Annotated in this window: 17 protein-coding genes; 6 read left to right on the top strand and 11 right to left on the bottom strand. The window is 66.6% G+C overall.

Annotated elements, in window-relative coordinates:
• Window positions 1-15 precede the first annotated feature (15 nt).
• From ahcY to WFK36_RS02505, 4 genes are all read right to left on the bottom strand, one after another.
• A complete protein-coding gene (gene ahcY, locus WFK36_RS02520; RefSeq protein WP_336789389.1) occupies window positions 16-1,488 on the bottom strand; it encodes an adenosylhomocysteinase in 1,473 nt (490 codons plus the stop codon).
• Window positions 1,489-1,589: 101 nt separating this feature from the next.
• Window positions 1,590-3,182 carry an amino acid permease gene (locus WFK36_RS02515; protein WP_336790935.1) on the bottom strand — a complete coding sequence of 531 codons (1,593 nt, stop codon included), beginning with the start codon at window positions 3,180-3,182 and terminating at the stop codon, window positions 1,590-1,592.
• Window positions 3,183-3,259: 77 nt separating this feature from the next.
• Window positions 3,260-3,433, bottom strand: coding sequence for a methionine/alanine import family NSS transporter small subunit (locus tag WFK36_RS02510; protein ID WP_008375901.1), 174 nt, complete (start codon window positions 3,431-3,433; stop codon window positions 3,260-3,262).
• Complete coding sequence (locus tag WFK36_RS02505) at window positions 3,430-4,998, bottom strand: sodium-dependent transporter (protein WP_336789386.1); 1,569 nt, start codon at window positions 4,996-4,998, stop codon at window positions 3,430-3,432. The genes WFK36_RS02510 and WFK36_RS02505 overlap by 4 nt, the downstream gene beginning before the upstream one ends.
• 223 nt (window positions 4,999-5,221) lie before the next feature.
• On the opposite strand from WFK36_RS02505, the gene WFK36_RS02500 reads away from it, so the two are divergent.
• Together WFK36_RS02500 and WFK36_RS02495 are read left to right on the top strand one after the other, a co-directional pair.
• Window positions 5,222-6,355, top strand: coding sequence for an LLM class flavin-dependent oxidoreductase (locus WFK36_RS02500; RefSeq protein ID WP_336789384.1), 1,134 nt, complete (start codon window positions 5,222-5,224; stop codon window positions 6,353-6,355).
• Complete coding sequence (locus WFK36_RS02495; RefSeq protein ID WP_336789382.1) at window positions 6,352-7,008, top strand: CE1759 family FMN reductase; 657 nt, start codon at window positions 6,352-6,354, stop codon at window positions 7,006-7,008. The genes WFK36_RS02500 and WFK36_RS02495 overlap by 4 nt, the downstream gene beginning before the upstream one ends.
• Before the next feature lie 69 nt (window positions 7,009-7,077).
• On the opposite strand, the gene WFK36_RS02490 is transcribed toward WFK36_RS02495, so the two are convergent.
• Genes WFK36_RS02490 through WFK36_RS02465 form a run of 6 tightly spaced genes read right to left on the bottom strand, consistent with a single transcriptional unit; the run spans window position 7,078 to window position 10,132 of the window.
• A complete protein-coding gene (locus WFK36_RS02490; protein ID WP_008375905.1) occupies window positions 7,078-7,377 on the bottom strand; it encodes a WXG100 family type VII secretion target in 300 nt (99 codons plus the stop codon).
• A gap of 33 nt (window positions 7,378-7,410) precedes the next feature.
• A complete protein-coding gene (locus WFK36_RS02485) occupies window positions 7,411-7,728 on the bottom strand; it encodes a WXG100 family type VII secretion target (protein ID WP_008375907.1) in 318 nt (105 codons plus the stop codon).
• Window positions 7,729-7,753: 25 nt separating this feature from the next.
• Window positions 7,754-9,118, bottom strand: coding sequence for a hypothetical protein (locus tag WFK36_RS02480; RefSeq protein WP_336789379.1), 1,365 nt, complete (start codon window positions 9,116-9,118; stop codon window positions 7,754-7,756).
• Window positions 9,115-9,420, bottom strand: coding sequence for a type VII secretion target (locus tag WFK36_RS02475; RefSeq protein WP_336789377.1), 306 nt, complete (start codon window positions 9,418-9,420; stop codon window positions 9,115-9,117). The genes WFK36_RS02480 and WFK36_RS02475 overlap by 4 nt, the downstream gene beginning before the upstream one ends.
• Complete coding sequence (locus WFK36_RS02470; RefSeq protein ID WP_336789375.1) at window positions 9,417-9,797, bottom strand: YbaB/EbfC family nucleoid-associated protein; 381 nt, start codon at window positions 9,795-9,797, stop codon at window positions 9,417-9,419. The genes WFK36_RS02475 and WFK36_RS02470 overlap by 4 nt, the downstream gene beginning before the upstream one ends.
• Window positions 9,798-9,802: 5 nt before the next feature.
• Window positions 9,803-10,132, bottom strand: coding sequence for a hypothetical protein (locus tag WFK36_RS02465; RefSeq protein ID WP_075052013.1), 330 nt, complete (start codon window positions 10,130-10,132; stop codon window positions 9,803-9,805).
• 24 nt (window positions 10,133-10,156) lie between these two features.
• Here WFK36_RS02465 and WFK36_RS02460 point away from each other — a divergent pair, with 24 nt between their 5' ends.
• A complete protein-coding gene (locus WFK36_RS02460) occupies window positions 10,157-11,434 on the top strand; it encodes a MinD/ParA family ATP-binding protein (RefSeq protein ID WP_419717467.1) in 1,278 nt (425 codons plus the stop codon).
• Between the two features lie 13 nt (window positions 11,435-11,447).
• On the opposite strand, the gene WFK36_RS02455 is transcribed toward WFK36_RS02460, so the two are convergent.
• Complete coding sequence (locus tag WFK36_RS02455) at window positions 11,448-12,701, bottom strand: NAD(P)/FAD-dependent oxidoreductase (RefSeq protein WP_336789369.1); 1,254 nt, start codon at window positions 12,699-12,701, stop codon at window positions 11,448-11,450.
• A 124-nt stretch (window positions 12,702-12,825) separates the two neighbouring features.
• On the opposite strand from WFK36_RS02455, the gene WFK36_RS02450 reads away from it, so the two are divergent.
• The 3 genes from WFK36_RS02450 to WFK36_RS02440 all read left to right on the top strand — a co-directional run bounded on the left by WFK36_RS02450 (window position 12,826) and on the right by WFK36_RS02440 (window position 15,430).
• Window positions 12,826-13,692, top strand: a complete 867-nt coding sequence (locus WFK36_RS02450) for a LysR family transcriptional regulator (RefSeq protein WP_336789367.1) — start codon at window positions 12,826-12,828, stop codon at window positions 13,690-13,692.
• Between the two features lie 104 nt (window positions 13,693-13,796).
• Window positions 13,797-14,345, top strand: coding sequence for an AMP-binding protein (locus WFK36_RS02445; RefSeq protein WP_336789365.1), 549 nt, complete (start codon window positions 13,797-13,799; stop codon window positions 14,343-14,345).
• Window positions 14,309-15,430, top strand: a complete 1,122-nt coding sequence (locus WFK36_RS02440; RefSeq protein WP_336789363.1) for an AMP-binding protein — start codon at window positions 14,309-14,311, stop codon at window positions 15,428-15,430. The genes WFK36_RS02445 and WFK36_RS02440 overlap by 37 nt, the downstream gene beginning before the upstream one ends.
• Window positions 15,431-15,458 lie beyond the last annotated feature (28 nt).

Here is a 15,458-nt window from a genome sequence, read left to right as displayed (position 1 = left end):
AAACCCGCGTCGGGGTCAGTAGCGGTAGTGCTCCGGCTTGTACGGTCCTTCGACGTCGACGCCGATGTACTCCGCCTGCTCCTTCGTGAGCTTGGTCAGCGTGCCGCCGAGAGCTTCGACGTGGATGCGCGCGACCTTCTCATCGAGGTGCTTGGGGAGGCGGTACACCTCGTTGTCGTACTCGTCGTTCTTGGTCCACAGCTCGATCTGAGCGATGACCTGGTTCGAGAAGCTGTTGCTCATCACGAACGACGGGTGGCCGGTCGCGTTGCCGAGGTTCAGCAGGCGACCCTCGGACAGCACGATGATCGACTTGCCGTCGGGGAACACCCACTGGTCGACCTGCGGCTTGATGTTGATGCGCGTGAGACCGTCGGCGGACTCGAGGCCCGCCATGTCGATCTCGTTGTCGAAGTGGCCGATGTTGCCCAGGATGGCCTGGTTCTTCATCTGCTTCATGTGATCGAACGTGATGATGCCGAGGTTGCCGGTCGAGGTGATGACGATGTCGGCGTTCGCGATCGCGTCTTCGACGGTCACGACGTCGAAACCGTCCATCAGCGCCTGCAGTGCGTTGATCGGGTCGACCTCGGTCACCTGGACGCGTGCACCCTGCCCGGCGAGCGATTCGGCGCAGCCCTTGCCCACGTCGCCGTAGCCGCAGATCAGCACCTTCTTGCCGCCGATGAGGACGTCGGTGCCGCGGTTGATGCCGTCGATCAGCGAATGGCGGGTGCCGTACTTGTTGTCGAACTTGCTCTTGGTGACCGAGTCGTTCACGTTGATCGCCGGGAAGCTCAGGTCGCCTGCGGCTGCGAACTGGTACAGGCGCAGGACACCGGTCGTGGTCTCCTCGGTGACACCCTGCACCGACTCCGACACGGCCGTCCACTTGCCCGAGTCCTCGGCGAGCGAGCGGCGCAGCAGTTCGAGGAACACCTTATACTCGGCCGGGTGGCTGTCGTCGACCGGCGGAACGACGCCCGCCTTCTCGAACTCCGCGCCGCGCAGCACCAACATGGTGGCGTCACCGCCGTCGTCGAGGATCATGTTGGCCGGCTCGCCGTCCCAGGTGAGCATGCGCTCGGCCGCCCACCAGTACTCCTCGAGCGTCTCGCCCTTCCACGCGAACACCGGGACGCCCTTGGGCTCCTCCGGGGTGCCGTGCGGTCCGACGACGATCGCGGCCGCCGCGTGGTCCTGGGTGGAGAAGATGTTGCACGACGCCCATCGGACCTCGGCGCCGAGCGCGGTGAGGGTCTCGATGAGAACGGCCGTCTGCACGGTCATATGCAGCGAACCGGAGATGCGGGCGCCCTTGAGCGGTGCGACGTCGGCGTACTCGCGGCGCAGTTCCATGAGGCCGGGCATCTCGTGCTCGGCGAGGCGGATCTCCTTGCGGCCGTACTCGTGGAGCGACAGGTCGGCGACCTTGAACTCGATCCCGTTGATGGTCTCGCTGGTCATAGCGTCCGAAGGCGCGGTCATCTGATCCCTCTCGATCGTGAAGTCTTTTCGTCTCGAACGACGGTACCGGTCGCCCAGCTCGGGCGACCGGTACGGTCGTTGTTTCTCTCGACGAGGCTACGTCAGGAGTCGTCCCCTGACGACTTGGTGAGATCCGCACTCGACGAATCGGCCACAGCGTCCGCCCCTGCGTCGGCCGGCGCATACCCGGGCAACTCCATGCGTTCCCGCATGCCGAGAACGGAGTGCCGCGCACCGTAGGCCAGGTAGACGACCACACCGAGCACCATCCAGATCAGGAATCGGATCCAGGTGAAGGCGCTGAGGTTGATCATCAGCCACGCGCAGGCGAGGACCGCGAGGATGGGGACCAGCGGAACGAACGGGACGCGGAATCCACGCTTGAGGTCGGGGCGGGTGCGTCGCAGGACGACGACGCCGACGCAGACCAACACGAAGGCGAAGAGGGTGCCGATGTTGACCATCTCTTCGAGTTCGCCGATCGGCAGGAAGCCTGCGAGGAAGGCGGACACGCCGCCGACGATGAGGGTGATGCGCACCGGGGTGCCACGACTGCCGGTCTTGGCCAGGCCACGCGGAAACAGTCCGTCGCGTGCCATCGCGAACCCGACGCGAGTCTGCCCCAGGAGCATGACCATCACAACGGTCGTGAGTCCGGAGAGTGCACCGATGACGATCAGCCACTGCGCCCAGGTGATGCCGTGCTCGCCGAACGCCGTGGCGAGCGTGGCGTTCTCACCCGCGAGCTTGGTGTACTTGACCATGCCGGTGAGGACCAGTGTGACGCCGACGTAGAGGACGGTGACGATCGCGAGCGATCCGAGAATTCCTCGAGGCAGCGAACGCTGCGGATCCTTGGTCTCCTCCGCTGTGGTGGCGACGACGTCGAAACCGATGAACGCGAAGAACACGAGCGACGCGGCAGCGAGCAGGCCGTACCAGCCGAAGTTGGAGCCTTCACCGCCGGTCATCATGGAGAACAACGTCTGATGGAGGCCCGATGCGCCGCCCTCGCCCTTGGGTTCTGACGGCGGAATGTACGGCGAGTAGTTGTCCTTGGAGATGTAGAACGAGCCGACGATGATCACCAGCAGCACCACGGACACCTTGATCGCCGTGAACACGAGCGACACGACGGACGAGATCTTGGTGCCGAGCACCAGGAGGGTGGTCAGCACCGCGATCAACAGGACCGCACCCCAGTCGAAGCTCTCGAACGCGCCAGTGCCGTCACCGTTGCCGAAACTGATGACCGTGAACGACGTTGTCATCGGATCTCGGTCGGCAATCAGACAGAGGAACTCGTTGAGGTAGTGCGACCACCCCTTCGAGACGACGGACGCCGCGAGCGCGAACTCGAGGATCAGGTCCCAGCCGATGATCCAGGCGATGAACTCGCCGAACGTCGCGTAGGAGAAGGTGTACGCCGACCCGGCCACTGGAACGGTCGACGCGAACTCGGCGTAACAGAGGGCGGCGAGGGCACACGCGATCGCGGCGAGGACAAACGCCAGGGAGACGGCGGGTCCGGCGACGTTGCCCGCAGTTCGGGCGGTCAGCGTGAAGATGCCGGCGCCGACGACGACGGCGACGCCGAACACGGTGAGGTCCCACGCCGTCAGATCTTTCTTGAGCTTTGTGTCGGGTTCGTCGGTGTCGGCCATCGATTGCTCGACCGACTTCACTCGGAACATCGGGTTACTCACGGTGTGCTCCTTCTTCTGTTGTAGCGCTCCGCGTCGACGCGCGGAGACGTTGGCGGCCGGCCACCTCAGGTGTCCCGACTCGGATGAGGTTGTGCGGCGCGAGCGGCATCGGCCACCTCGTCCACGTCGGGCAGATCGGCGACTTCGGGATTGCGAATGAGAAAGACGATGCTGGTGATCAGCCCGCCCCAGACGATGCCGATCGCGATGAGGAACAGAACAATCGCGGTCCCGGTCATCGGACGCCTCCCGTCACCGGTGCTGCGGAGTCGATTTCGGGCCACGCACGGAACGACGGATCGTCCCGACCACGCCACGGAATCGCGGTGAACCCGATCGCCAGGACCACCAGGAGCGCCACCGTTCCCCATCCGAACACGCCGACATACCAGGTGGGGTAGCCCTCATAGCCTTCGGAGATGAGGTCGTACACCTTCTGGATCAACATCACGCCCAGAAACACCGGCGCGTAGACGCCGATCACCGGGATCCACCATCTGCCGACCTTGAACGTCGACACCATGGACAGGTGTGTCCGAAGCATCTCGATGGTGCGCGCCAGCCAGACTGTGATCACACACATCGCGATGGCGGAAACGACGATGCCGATGTTGTTCGCGAACTGGTCGACGGTGTCGAGCGCGATGAGTCCGGTGGTGGTGGAGAACAGCGCGAACGAGACGATCGCACAGGTCACGCCGACTGTCACGGCGGCCGTCGTGCGGGACAGGCCGAACTTCTCCTGGAGTGCAACGGACACGCCGAGCACAAGGGAGATCAGCGACGTGAAGCCGGCGATGGCGAGAGATCCGAAGAACAGCGCGCCGAACAACGCACTGCCCGGCATCTCGGAGATGACCGCGGGGAAGGTGATGAACGACAGTGTTGGTCCGGTGATGCCTTCCAGATCCCCGACGGCCACGTTCTGCTGGTGCGCGAGGAAGCCGAGAGTCGAGAAGACGCCGATGCCCGCGAGGATCTCGAACGACGAGTTCGCGAAGCCGACGACCAGGCCCGACGACGTCATGTTCGCCTTCCTACGCTGGAACGACGCATAGGAGATCATGATGCCGAACGCGATCGACATGGAGAAGAAGATCTGGCTGTAGGCGGCTATCCACACGTTGAGGTCGCTCAGTGCGCCCCAGTCCGGTGAGAACAGTGCATTGAGGCCGTCCGACGCGCCGGGCAGGGTGAGCGCCTTGATGACCAGCGCCGAAAAGCCGAGGACGAGCAACGGAAGGCCGATGACGTTCAGCTTCTCCACACCCTTGGCCACACCGAGCGCGAGGATCACAATGATTGCGCCCCAGACCGCGAGCAGAGGCCAGGCGACGCCGCCGACCAGCTGAGTTGAGACACCGGGATCGCCGACCTTCAGGTATTCCCCGACGAAAAAACCTGCGGAATCATCGCCCCAGGTGGTCCCGAACGAGAAGTAGAAGTAGCTCAGCGACCAGGCGATGATCACCGCGTAGTACGTCGCGATGACGAACAGTATCGCGGTCTGAAACCACCCCAGAGCTTCGGCCTTGCGCCACATGCGACGGAAGGCCAAGGGTGCGGCTGCGCGAAAACGGTGCCCCACTGCGTAGTCGAGAAAGAGGATTGGAATGCCCGCGGTGACGAGCGCTATGAGATACGGGACGAGGAAGGCTCCGCCTCCCCCTTCGTAGGCCACACCTGGGAATCTCCAGATGTTGCCCAGTCCCACTGCGGACCCGACCGCGGCAAGGATGAAGCCGCGATTACTGGTCCACGTCTCCCGCCCTTCGGTGGGGGCGGTCGACTGAACTTCGGTCACTGTTGTGACTCCCTTCACATTGTCGGTGCGTGACGACGCTAGCGCATCACTGTGGATTCGATCAGCGGATCACGAAAGCCGTTGTGCGAGAACACTAATTCCCCGCACATTCGCTCGACGCCACGACACTTCGAGGCACCGCCGGAATTAAACGGACCACGGTCCGGTTACTATTGGCGAGACCGGCGCGACAGGCGGCGGAATGTGAGAGAGCGAGAAGTCCATGCAGTTCGGCATCTTCAGCGTCGGCGACGTGACCGCCGACCCCACAACCGGTGTCACGGTGAGCGAACACGATCGCATCAAGGCGATGACTGCGATCGCTCTGAAGGCCGAGGAAGTGGGCCTCGACGTCTTCGCAACAGGCGAGCACCACAACCCTCCGTTCGTCCCGAGTTCGCCGACGACCATGCTGGGGTGGATCGCCGCCCGCACCGAGCGCCTCCAGCTCTCGACCGCGACGACGCTGATCACCACGAACGACCCGGTGAAGATCGCCGAGGACTTCGCGATGCTGCAGCATCTGGCCGACGGCCGCGTCGATGTGACGTTGGGTCGCGGCAACACCGGACCCGTGTATCCGTGGTTCGGCAAAGACATCCGCAAGGGCATCCCGCTCGCCATCGAGAACTACCACCTGCTGCGTCGCCTGTGGCGAGAGAAGGTCGTCGACTGGGAGGGCGAGTTCCGCACTCCCCTGCAGGGTTACACCTCGACGCCCGCTCCGTTGGACGGCACGCCGCCGTTCGTCTGGCACGGATCGATCCGCTCCCCGGAGATCGCCGAACAGGCCGCGTTCTACGGCGACGGGTTCTTCCACAACAACATCTTCTGGAACAAGGAGCACACCGAGCAGATGGTGAATCTGTACCGGCAGCGCTTCGAGCACTACGGACACGGCTCGGCAGACCAGGCGATCGTCGGGCTCGGCGGCCAGGTGTTCATGGCCGAGACCGAAGCCGAGGCCAAGCGCAGGTTCCGCCCGTACTTCGACAACGCGCCGGTCTACGGACACGGTCCGTCGATGGAGGACTTCACGGATATGACGCCGTTGACCGTCGGCACTCCGGAGATGGTGATCGAGAAGACGTTGAGCTTCGCCGACTACGCGGGCGACTACCAGCGCCAGTTGTTCCTGCTCGATCACGCGGGTCTTCCGCTGGAGCAGGTCCTCGAGCAGGTCGAGATGCTCGGTCGCGAGGTGGTCCCCACTCTGCGCGCCGAGTTCGAGCGGCGGCGTCCGGCACATGTGCCATCCGATCCGCCGAGCCACGCCGCACTCGTCGAGGCCGGACCGGACAGTCCGTTCCACCAGGTGATCCCGTCGCAGAATCTGACCGCGGGAGCACAGGCATGAGCCGGCGCGTCGTAGTCGTCAACGCGGGCGTGTCCGCTGCGTCGTCGACGCGTCTGCTCGCCGAACAGTTGGCGGGCGCGGCGACGGCGGCGGTGTCGGCACGTGGCGAGAGCGTCGACATCGAGTACATCGACGTCGCGTCGCTCGCAGGTGACCTGGCGACCGCCGTCACCTCGGGCGTCATGTCCCCCAAGGTCCGGTCGGCACAGGATCTGATCGCCGAGGCCGACGGCCTGATCGTGGCGACTCCGGTGTTCGCGGCGTCGTACAGCGGCATCTTCAAGATGTTCTTCGACGTCCTCGACCCGGACGCCCTGACCGGTGTCCCGGTCCTGGCTGCGGCGACCGCAGGCACTGCGCGGCACTCGCTCGTGATCGATCACGCGATCCGTCCGCTCCTCGCCTATCTGCGGGCCGACGTCTTGCCGACCGGCACATTCGCCGCGACCGAGGACTTCGGGTCACCCGAGCTGAGCGGCCGCATCAGCCGAGCCGGCGCCGAACTCGCTGCGCGCCTGGTCGCCAGCGGCTCGGTGGCGGGCTTCGGCGGGCCGACCGATGTCGGCGCTGCGCCGCGGCGCAGTGGAAGCACCACCGACCTCGGACCGGTCACCGACTTCGCGACCCTGCTGCAGGGCCACACCGGCGACTGAGCGCGACCATCGGCGTCGCCGAAGCACTGCGGTGCACGTACCCCTCGTCCGTGCACTGCAGCGCTTCGGTCATGCGCTGAACGACCGTCCGACGCGGACGTCGGTGTCACGCATGTGGGACGCGGCCTTCGACACCCCGACCCCGAGCCCGTCGAGTTGCGCTCTCGCATCGGCGAACAGCCGGTCCCACTGGACCTGTGCCTGCTGGTACGACGCTGCGCCGCCCGAGTCCCAGTGGCTGGCGAGCGCCGTCACCTGCCGCTTGAGCTGCCCCGACAGCTCTTCGAGTCGCTGAAACTGTCCACGCAGATCCCCCGACAGCGTGTCCAGTCCGGCGAAGTCATAGCGGATCACTCCCCCTGTGCTCATCCTTCTTCCTCCCCTTTGTCCTGTCGTCTGTTGTCAGATGCTGATCGTCGAGCCGGTCGAACCGCCGACGAACGCGGCCGCGGACGCGTCCTGATCGTCGTAGCCGCGGAAGCCGCTCGTCAGTTTGGTCTCGATCTCGTCGAGGGCCTGCTGCAGCCGCGTCGCGGTGCCGTGCCAATCGGTGTGCGAGCCTTCGAACGACGTCGACGCTCGCCCGCTCCAGGTGCCGACGCCGTTAGCCGCCGACGACTGAATCCGGCTGATGATCCCCTGCATCTCGGCGACGATCCCTTTGATCGACGACGCGGATGCCTGGGAGGCGCCGACGTCGACGTTGAGTCCGCTGGTCATGTGTGTTCCTTTCCTGTGCGCCGGATCAGACGGATTCGGCGAGGTCTGTGTCCCCGGCGACGAGCCGGAGGTCGACGTCGACGCCGAACGGCTGCGCGAGCAGCGCCGCCAGATCGGCGTCCGACGTGCTGGGGTGCGGTTCGGCGTCGACCGTGTGAACCGTGTCCACGGCACGCATGGTCGGCGACTCGACGGGACGCGCCGTTCCGGCGGCCGCGAGCGGCGCCAGCGGCACACCACCGGTGCCGGTCGACGACACTGCGGACACCGTCGACTGCGGCGCGGCCGGTTCCACCGACACGCTCGCGTTGCTGGTGGTCGGGCAGTCGGCGAGCCGTATCGGCTGGTCAGGCGCACTGACCGACGGCGTCGAGCCGGACGGGACCGAACCGAGTGACGCCGGTTTGACAGTCACCGGCTGGGTCGTCGGCGGCGTTGTCGTCGACTGCGGTGATGCCGGCGGTGTTCCCGTCGACGGCGTGCACGACGAACAGCACGTGGCCTTGGTCCCGGTGATCGACGGCCCAACACCCGTCGGTGCAGTACCCGTCGGTGCAGCACCCGTTGTCCCGCCGAGCATCGATCCGACTACCGACAGTCCTGCGGTGATGAGTGGTCCGGCCTTACCGAGCAGCCCGGAGAGTGCGTCCCCCGACGGCACACCTCCGGGCGTCGGGACCTTCCCCACCGGCACCGGTTTCCCGGTGGCGGCGAGCTTCGCGGTTGGCGCCGTCAGCTGAGCGCGTGTCGACGCCACTATCGCGAGCCCCTGAGCGAGCCCGTCCGCGGCGATCCCCAGTGCGGCCAGCTGACCGGGCGGTGTCGCCAGAGTCGGCGCGGTCGCGGCGAGCAGGCCCACGGTCTTTGCGACGACTCCTTGCAGTGCAGTCATTCCCGCCCCGACGATTCCGGCCGCGACGGTGACGTCACCAGCCATCGACGTCCCCTGTGCCGCGATGAGACCCGACTCGGCGGCGGTGCTCGAGGCCTTCGCTATCGCGGCAGTCCCAGCCGTCCCCTGCCATTGGCCGTCCACCGCTGAGATCGCCTTGAGCAAGGCTGCCGCGCCGCTGTCCATCAGTCCGGACAGACTGGTCAGCGACTCGACGGGATTTCCGGGCCCGGAGAGTCTGCCGGTGCCGAACGTTCCGAGCAGGTCGATGATCGGTTTGACGAGCGCCGCCGGGTCGAGACCCGGAAGCATCGGCAGTGCGGGCAGGTCGATCCCCGGCAGTTCGGGGAAACGGACCTGCAGCGGTGCCGGTGTCGGGTCGAGGCCGAGGTCGTCGAGAACGTCGGTCACCGGGCGATCGAGTAGCGCGGTGATCCCCGACGGTGCGAGCACGTCCCCGACGGTGAACTCGCTGTCGGACGGCTCGTCGCAGGTCATCGGGGTCCCAATCGCGTTCCGGCGGCGATGTCCGTCGCGGTGAAGTCGGCCAGGCCCGCCGCCGCGGCCGCTGCGGTCGCGGAGTGGACGGCGGCGATCTGGCCGACGGCCCGCAGGTGATTCGATTCGGCGACGGCGTACGCTGCGAGGAACTCCTGGCCGATCAGCCCGAATGCCGCGGTCATCGCGGCGACCTGTGCGACATCGGCAGCCTCCGCGCCCGCTGTCGCGGCGCCGAGCGCCGCCGAAGTCGATCCGAAAGCCTCGAGTGCCGCCGGCACCACGTGCACCTGTCCGTTCATGCTCGCTCCTCCGACTGGGGTTCTTGCAAGGTTGGACGCACGGAATCGCCGTTCGGTTCCATCGACACGCCCGGCGCATCCGTCCCGGCGAGTTCGGCGAAGTCTGCGACGAAGGCGGCCATGATGTCGGCTCGTTCGGTGAAAACCCTGGTGGCGGCCCGTACCGCGGTCCGCACGATGAGATCGGCGAGCGCAGCCGGTTGGCCGTTTCCGGCCCCGGGGAGCAGTGTCAGGCCCGTCATCGCACCGGTCACGTCGACGTCGACGGTGACACGACCGTCGTCACTGGTCTCCGTCACCGCGAGTTCGTTCAGCCGAGCATGCACGCCCTCTAGGGCCTGGAGCTGGCGTTCAGCCCGCTGTTGAACCTCGTCCATCGTGATCATCGTCGTGCCCCTGCGGCATCGAGTCGCTCCTCTGAGGCGACGAGGTCGGCACGCGACGGAAGTCCCAGCAGCGACAACGTCTCGTCCGGGACGCCCTGCTGCGTGAGCGCGGCACGCCTGCGGACCCCGGCGGTGACACCTGCGAACCGGCACAGGGCGAGGATGTCGGCGGCCAGCCCGTCCGGATCTCGTCTGCACTGCGCCGGTTCGAGCCGTATTGCGACGGGCAGTCCGGTCGACGTGCACGTCACACTGATACCGCCTCCGCGGGATCTGACCGTCGTCAGGCCGTCTGCGCTGTCGGAGTTCTCGTTTGTGGTCCTCATGAAAGGTCAGACGCACGAAAGGCGATTTCGGTTCCATTTCGTTTTCCGCGGGCATGTCGCGTTTATTCCGGAGTAGCGTTCCGGCCACTGCCCGCGTTCACGTACCCAGGGGGATCCATGACGACCGACCAGAGCGCGCCCACCGCCCACGATCCGCAGACCCCGCCATGGCTGCGACCTGCGACGTCGCACCAGCCACGCACCGTCGACCACGGATTCGCGCCGGGCGAGATCGACCTGTCCGGCATCGTTCCGCCGGGATCGACTCCCGCACCTGCCCCGATCCCGCTTCCGGACCGTCCGCCGTCGGCGGCGCCCGCTCCCCGACCCGCCCCGCCTCCGGTCCAGCGCGGCCCGATGGGTCCGACCCTGGACGGAGTCGGACTGATTCGGAAGGCTCGGCGCGCTCCCGCTCACGGGTGGCGGCGTGCGGTCCACACGCTCACCGCGGGCGCTGTCAATCCGGGCGAGTCGCCGGCCGACCTCGAGTACCGTGACCTGCTCGAACGCGTCCGACAGCCGGTCCGTGGCGACTACCGCATCGCGGTCCTGTCGCTCAAAGGCGGAGTCGGCAAGACCACGACGACCGTCGGACTCGGGTCGACGTTCGCATCGCTGCGCGGCGATCGGGTGATCGCCGTCGACGCCAACCCCGACCTCGGCACGTTGGCGCAGCGTGTCCCGACGCAGACGGCGTCGACTGTCCGCGATCTTCTCGCCGATCCGGTGGTCGCCCGTTACTCGGACGTCCGCGCTCATACGTCGCAGGCCCCGAGCCGTCTCGAAGTGCTCGCTTCCGAACGAGACCCCGCCGCGGCGGAGGCCTTCAACGACGTCGAGTACCGCGGCGTGATGGCGATCCTTCAGCGGTTCTATAACATCATCCTGACCGACTGCGGCACCGGAATGTCGAACAGCTCCATGCGTGGAGTCCTCGACCTGGCGGACGCGATCGTGCTTGTCAGCTCACCCGCGTTGGACGGGGCACGCAGTGCGGGGGCAACGCTCGACTGGCTGCACGGGCACGGTTACGGGCACCTGATCCCGCGGTGTGTCGTCGTGCTCAGTTCGGCGCGGCCCGGGTCGTCGTCGATCGACATCGGCAACCTCACGCAGCATTTCCTGACGCGGTGCCGGGCGGTGCAGACCGTCGCGTTCGATGATCACCTCGCCGAAGGCGCCGACGTCGATCTCGATCTTCTCGGCAAGGCGGCGAAGCGGTCGTTCGTGGAGTTGGCGGCGACGATCGCCGACGACTTCGGCGGCACCGCCCTTCGACGACGGCCGCCGTTCGAGGGGTGACCCGAGTACCGGTTCAGGCGGCGGAACGGTCCTCCACCTCGGTCGAGGAGGCGGGGACCACCTGCGCGAATCCCGGGCGGGCACGCCCGACGAACGACTTGAACCAGGAGGCGACGGCCGCGGCCTGATTGCGGAATCCGACCAGGTAGTACAGGTGGACACCGAGCCACGTGATCCAGCCGAGGGCACCGGTCAGCGTGATCCCGAACGGGGCGTCGACCACCGCGTTGTGCCTGTTGACAACGGCCATGCTGCCTTTGTCGAGGTACACGAACTCGGTGCCGGAGGGCTTCTTGCCGCGGATCACGTCGGCGACGAACCTGCCTTGCTGCATGGCGACCGGGCTCTGTCCCGGGTATCCCTTGAGACTCGTCATGTCGCCGATGGCGAAGACGTCGTCGCGGTCGCCGACAGTCAGATCGTCGTTCACGAGGAGACGCCCGGCCCGATCGGTGGCGCACCCGGTGGCATCGGCCATCACCTTCGCCAGCCCGGTCGCCTGCACACCGGCCGACCAGACGACGGTCCGGGACTCGAGAACCCGCTCGTCGGCTCCGCTGCGCACAGTCACCCGACCGTCGCTGATGTCGGTGACGACGGTGCCGGTGAGCACCTCGACGCCCGAGCGCTCGAGGGTGCGGCGGGCGAACGTCGACAGTTTCCCGCCGTACACCGGCAGAACGTCGTCCGCGCCCTCGACGAGGTACACCTTCGCGGGCACGTCGGTGAAGTGCCTGGTGCTCAGCTCGCGGATCTGACCTGCGATCTCCACACCGGTCGCGCCTGCTCCGACCACGACGTAGGTGTGCGCGTCGGCTTCGCCCGCGGGCTGCGCGAAGCAGTCCAGCAGATGCGCCCTCAGCGTGACGGCGTCGTCGAGGGTCTTGAGGGAGAACGTCCGGTCGGCCCACTCATCGTGCCCGAAGTAGCCCTGGGCCACTCCGGCGGCAGCGACGAGGCTGCGGTAGCCGAGCTCTTCGACTCCGGCGTCGGTGCGGTAGGTGATCACCTTGTTCTGCGCGTCGACGGCGGTCACGTATCCGCGGACCACCGAGACGCTGTCGCGGCTCGCCAGAACGTCGGCGATGTTCGGCGCGATCTCCTCCGACTCCAGTACCCCGGTGGCGACTTGATACAGCAGCGGCTGGAAGAGGTGCTCATCGGTCGCCGAGATCAGCACGGTCTCGACCTTCGACTTCGCGAGCCGCTTGGCGGCGGCGAGTCCGCCGAATCCGGAACCGATGACGACGACGTCCGTGGTGCGCATTTCCCTCACTCCTTATCGGATGGAACCTTCTACAACCAGGGTGCTAGAACCATCACGCATCAACAAGCTCGTCGAACAGGCGATACCTACTGGTTTCAATCTGCTTTGTTCATACAATGACGGAATGGAGTTTCGACAGCTCGAGTATGTGGCCGCCGTTGCAGAGACCGGCGGCTTCTCCCGCGCCGCCCAGCGTTGTTTCGTGTCGCAGTCCGCGATCAGCCACCAGGTCGCCGCCCTGGAACGCGAGCTCGGCACCGAACTGTTCGACCGCAGCCAGCGACGCGTCCGGCTCACCGAGGCCGGAGAGACTCTGCTCCCGTTCGCCCGAGACCTGTTGGCGATGCGCGACGCGGCGATCGCGGCCACCGCGCCGCGCCCCGAACGGGTTCGGATCGCAGCCAACATGTCGTTCGCCCGCTCCGCCCTCGCCGCTGTCTCCGCGGTCCGCGAACAGCACCCGGAGGCCGAGATCGACTTCCTCATCAAACCGTTCACACAACGCATCGACGCCGTCGCGTCAGGGGAGGCCGATCTCGCACTGATCCGCGGGACCGTCGACCGCGACAACCTGTATCTGGATCCGCTGTGGGTGGACCAGCCCGTGATCGCGTTCAACTCGCGCCACCCGTTGGCCGCGGGCGGGCAGGCGCCCAGTCCGAATGATCTCGCCGCCTATCCCCTGCTTCTCCCGCCACCCGAGCGCCAGGTGCTCCTCCACCGGCTGGTCCAGCAGGCATTCACTCGCGCCGACGCGGAGATCCGGTTCGGCCCGGAGATCCGCGAGGGCCATTCGGTGGCGTTCGAGCTCGTCAATCGCCCCGATGCGTGGACCGTGCTGTACGAGGACCCGCTGCAACCGGGCATCTCCTGCAGACGCAGTTTGAGCTTCACCCTGCCCGTGTCCGCCGTCCTGCGGGTGGATGCAAAGCCGAACGCCCTGGTGGCAGAGCTTCTCACCGAGTTGTCGGGCGGGTTCCGCCGGAACTGATCTGCGCCGAACCTCCCACCAATCGGACCCTATTGGTTGACCTGGGTCACACTCGCCGCTAATTTCGTTTCGAAGTAGAACGTAATTACCGACGGGAGTCGACCGTGCCGGACCTCACCACGACCGCCGATCTGCTCCGCGCACGCCGAGACGACGACGCACCAGCACTCTTGTTCGGCGACGACGAGTGGACCTGGTCGCAGTTCGTCGCCGAGTGTGAACGACGAGCCGTGGCCATGCGCGCAGTGCACGCCGAGCTGCCCGCCGACACGCCCTGGCATATCGGCGTGCTCATGGACAACAGCCCCGAGTATCTGTTCCTGATCGGTGGGGCCGCACTCGCCGGCGCGACGATAGTCGGCGTCAACCCCACTCGGCGCGGCGCCGAACTCGTCGCGGACGTCGCCCGCACCGACTGCGCTCTCGTGATCGTCGGCCCGTCGCAGTCTGAGGTGGCCGCCGACCTCGACGGCCACGTGCGCTTGGTCTTCACAGACTCCGACGACTACCGGCGGCTACTCGACGTGCAACCGGGCGTCACGGCAGAGGGCCCGGACAACCACACCCTTCTGCTGCTGTTCACGTCGGGCTCGACTGGGGCGCCCAAGGCCGTCAGGTGCAGTTCGGCGCGACTCGCGCCATCGGCATGTTGAACGTGCACGGCATGCGCCGCGATGACGTCGCCTACAACGCCATGCCGCTGTTCCACGGCAACGCGGTGATGAGTGCGTGGGCGCCCATCCTCGGAGTCGGCGGCACATACGCCCTCCGCGACAAGTTCTCCGCCTCCGGCTTCCTGCCCGACGTGCAGCGGTTCGGAGCGACGTTCTTCAACTACGTCGGACGATCGCTCGCCTACATCCTCGCGCAGCCCGAATGCGCTGAGGAACGCACAACCGAGCTCCGGTTCGGGTGGGGAACAGAGGCGTCCGCACGCGACCGCGAAGATTTCGAACGACGGTTCGGCGTACCAGTCACCGAGTCGTACGGTTCGTCGGAAGGCGTGTGCGTGATCGTTCGCGACGCGTCGACACCGCGTGGTGCACTCGGCACGCCGAACCCGATGCTCGGCATGACGATCGTGAACGACGACGGTCGGGAGTGCCCCGACGCCGTCCTGACCGCCGACGGGACACTGCTCAACGGCTCGGAGGCCATCGGAGAGATCGTCGCCCGCGGCGGCGGCGACCGCTTCGAGGGCTACTACAACAACGCCGAAGCCACGGCAGAGAAGATCCGCGACGGCGACTACTGGTCGGGCGACCTCGCCTACCGGACACCCGATGGCGTCTATTGGTTCGCCGGTCGGACCAACGACTGGATACGCGTCGATTCGGAGAACTTCTCCACGGCCCCGCTGGAGCGCATCATCGCGCGCTTCGACGGCGTCCGCGGCGTGAGCGCTTACGCCGTCCCCGATCCGCAGACCGGCGACCGGGTGATGGCGGCTCTGGAGACCGATCAGTCGTTCGATCCGGCTGCATTCGCCGCCTTCCTGGACGCCCAGCCAGACATGGGCTCCAAGTGGACGCCGCATCTCCTTCGGCTGACCGAACGGTTCCCGTTGACCGCTACGCGGAAGGTCGACAAGACCTCGCTGCGTCGGGCCGCATGGCACACGCTCGACCGTGTGCTGATCCGAGACGGCGCCCGCTACGTCCCGCTCGACGCACAGGCCAGAGCAGCACTTGAGGCCGCGTTCGCCGAACACGACCGCACCCATCTGATTCCGAACTGACAACCACCCCACCGAAGACAAGGACAGC

Source organism: Gordonia malaquae, assembly GCF_037148075.1.
GTDB lineage: Bacteria > Actinomycetota > Actinomycetes > Mycobacteriales > Mycobacteriaceae > Gordonia > Gordonia malaquae.
This window is presented reverse-complemented; position numbering and strand designations above follow the sequence as displayed.